At 41.7% G+C, this 2,721-nt stretch carries 4 protein-coding genes and 1 pseudogene; all 5 read right to left on the bottom strand.

The annotated features are described in order from the left end of the window. The coding region (locus tag ABZA26_RS11990) for an antA/AntB antirepressor family protein (RefSeq protein WP_372714751.1) at nt 1–164 on the bottom strand (164 nt) is incomplete at its 3' end. A 51-nt stretch (nt 165–215) separates the two neighbouring features. After that, nucleotides 216–746: a phage baseplate assembly protein V gene (locus ABZA26_RS11985; protein ID WP_372714750.1), complete on the bottom strand. Its 531-nt coding sequence runs from the start codon at nt 744–746 to the stop codon at nt 216–218. Further along, nucleotides 746–1,792, bottom strand: coding sequence for a phage late control D family protein (locus ABZA26_RS11980; protein ID WP_372714749.1), 1,047 nt, complete (start codon nt 1,790–1,792; stop codon nt 746–748). Before ABZA26_RS11980 ends, ABZA26_RS11985 begins: the two co-directional genes overlap by 1 nt. A 4-nt stretch (nt 1,793–1,796) precedes the next feature. Continuing rightward, nucleotides 1,797–2,003, bottom strand: a complete 207-nt coding sequence (locus ABZA26_RS11975) for a phage tail protein (protein ID WP_372714748.1) — start codon at nt 2,001–2,003, stop codon at nt 1,797–1,799. Then, nucleotides 1,993–2,721: pseudogene (locus ABZA26_RS11970) on the bottom strand (hypothetical protein); the annotation flags it as partial. The pseudogene ABZA26_RS11970 and the gene ABZA26_RS11975, both read right to left, overlap by 11 nt.

Below are 2,721 nucleotides of genomic sequence, written 5' to 3'. Positions count from 1 at the left end.
GGTGGTGGGCCGCTTACGTCAATCGTTATGATAAAATCATTTGTAGGTCTTCCACCTGAGGTTTTCGACACTATGTCGAGAATTGAATAATCAATGTTTTCTACAAACAATTCTTCTTCAACTCGGCTTGATACTGCTAACCCATATTCTTTGTTATTTTCGATCTTTATTTTCTATATAGTATGCAGAATCGGGATTTGAGCTGTGTAATCCTCCTATGCTGATGGTGGGCCGCTTACCCCAAGTCCTGCCGTTACTTTTGTAGTCTTATGATTTTTCAGGCTTATATCTCCTGCAGTTACGTCTCCACCTGGGTTGTTGTAATCACCATTATTATGAGTCACAGGCCCGTCAAAGATAATATTATTTGATCTTATGGTTGTACTATTAGAGGATACTTCGATGTTCCCCACACACTCGATAGTAAGTTTATGTGCCGTTTTGTCATACTCTACTTTCGTTCCGTCATCAAAAACTACCATTCTTTTTCCTTTGCCGGCTCCTTCGGGTACTGGCACAGTTTTAGAGTATCCGCTCCCTATATAGAATCCATGAGAGTTTCCATTAGGAAGTAGTATCACGAGACCCATTTCTTCTATATCAGGCATCTCATAATCTTTTGTATCATTTGTTCTCCCTTGAAAAACTATCAAAGATCCGGTTATAAAATCGTCCATGTCCGGTATTTTTACTCTGACAGTCCCGGATTCATAGTTGACAGATGATATGTATCCCACATGTATCATTAATATCCCTCCAAGCACTCTCTTGTCTGCAGCCCCACTTGATAGCCGCCGCCGATTTTATGACTCACCTTTACGGCTATATGCTTCCCGTCGTACATTCCGAAACCTGATATTATACCCACTTGCCCAGCTGAGATAAAACCACTTGGAGTAAAGATATCAAAATCACCTTGTAGAGATTCTTTATTCTTATTCCTGAGCTCTTTTTTAGCTCTTCTCTCTGTATTTATCTCTTTTTCCAGCTTTGTTTTCCCTGGTACTGTAGCTCTCTCGCTTATTACAAGCTCCCTCTTTGTCTGTTCTCTATACCGTGGCCTTTCAGGAGCAGTAAAAGTTTTCTCTATTTTTTGACCTATCAAAGGATCCGTGTAAACAATCCTTGATTTTTGATACGTGTCCGTGTCGTTATCAGAAAAAGAATACCTTTTACATACCGACTTTTCTATTGTGAAGCTTCCTTCTCCTGCCTCGTATTCACTTTCATCAAATACCACTATTTTTTTATCAAAAATTTTCACTGATATCCCGTCTTTAGAACATACATCTTTCAGAAAATTCCAATAGCTTTCTTTTTTTATCTCAAGCCTGTCAAAATATCCGTCCCATTTAGATTCTATGACTGTTTTCAGATCTAATATTTTCCCTATGTCCTCGACAATTTTTTTAAAACTCATTTTCTCCCATGACCTGTTTTTCTTGGCATCCATGAGACTTACGCTCAACGGCACAGATATCCCCTTTAGGACCATTACATCTGGTGGCCCTGAGAATGACGGGTTATCTATTTCAAATTCTCCGCACGGTAGAGAGATCACGCCCTCTTCCCCATTCCAGTTTTCCAGAATAATTGTGGCGTTGATCCTGTCGCCTTTTTTAGGTTTCCAGTCTCTGTGCCAGTTCCCGTCTCTGTCGTCAAAGGATATCTCTATATCGTCAAACTCATTCAGATTGTCATTATAAGTAAACCCTAGAAGAAAGGGGGAAACATCTTCTGAAATGTTTACCCCCTCATATTCTATCTCTACCCTTGAATTTCTGGCCTTCAAGTTATCACCTCTTCCATGGAGGGAGATTTTCAGACGAGGTATCTATAGTTATGTCAGGTACATTCAGCACTACTCCAGCACTAAATGTAGCAGTATCTTTATACACTTGATTCTCTTTCATGAGATCCCATGTATATTTTTCTGTCTCCCAGATTTTATATGCTATGAGATCCCAAGTATCTCCTTGGGAAGTCGTATAATTATCTGCCATTTCCTCGTCTCCTTCTGTCTCTCTCTATGTCCTTCAATACTCTTTCGAAATCAACCTTATCCTTCTGTAAAGCCCTCTCCACTCCTGAAGAGTCGCTCGCATGTATGACAGGGGCATAGGTGACCTGTAGCATTCCTCCGGCTTGTGTGCCCCCTGGCGTGCTTCCTGTGCTCACCCCCAGAGCTTCTCCGGCTTTTTGCCACAGAGATATCGATCTTTGAGAACCTCCGTCATGTGGGATGATACTTTCGCTATACCTTCCCTCGCCTACCATAGCCAGAGTAGGACTGTTTACCACTCCGCCCTCTGCAAACTGTGGGATCATTCCCTTGAGAAATCCAACCACATTGTTTTTTACATTCCCTGCCTTATCTTTTATGGCCCCTGCTATCTCAAAGGCTTTTTTACCGAGCTCCGCCGCTCTCTCCCATTTACCGATTAACCAGTCAAGGACAGGCTGCATGAACTCCTTTATTTTTACTCCCAATTCCTTTGCTTTTTCTGAGATGGTGTCCCAATTCTTATACAGCCATACCCCTCCTGCTATTGCTCCTGCTATGGCTATACCGTAAGGGTTAAACATCATAGACCCCATTTTTGCAATGGTTCCCCAATTTTTATAAACCCCAGAACCTAAAGATATAAGCTTCCCGAACCCTATCTGGCCGATTCCTACAGCTGCATTGGCGGCGACTAGACCTCCTGCTACTTTGAATAT

Origin of the sequence: Ilyobacter sp. (assembly GCF_041583315.1) — a bacterium.
Classification (GTDB): Bacteria; Fusobacteriota; Fusobacteriia; order Fusobacteriales; family Fusobacteriaceae; genus Ilyobacter.
This window is presented reverse-complemented; position numbering and strand designations above follow the sequence as displayed.

Bases quoted from the DNA above. Each gene is read 5' to 3' on its own strand.
- ABZA26_RS11985 (WP_372714750.1), bottom strand. From the start codon at position 746: ATGATACATGTGGGATACATATCATCTGTCAACTATGAATCCGGGACT.
- ABZA26_RS11975 (WP_372714748.1), bottom strand. From the start codon at position 2,003: ATGGCAGATAATTATACGACTTCCCAAGGAGATACTTGGGATCTCATA.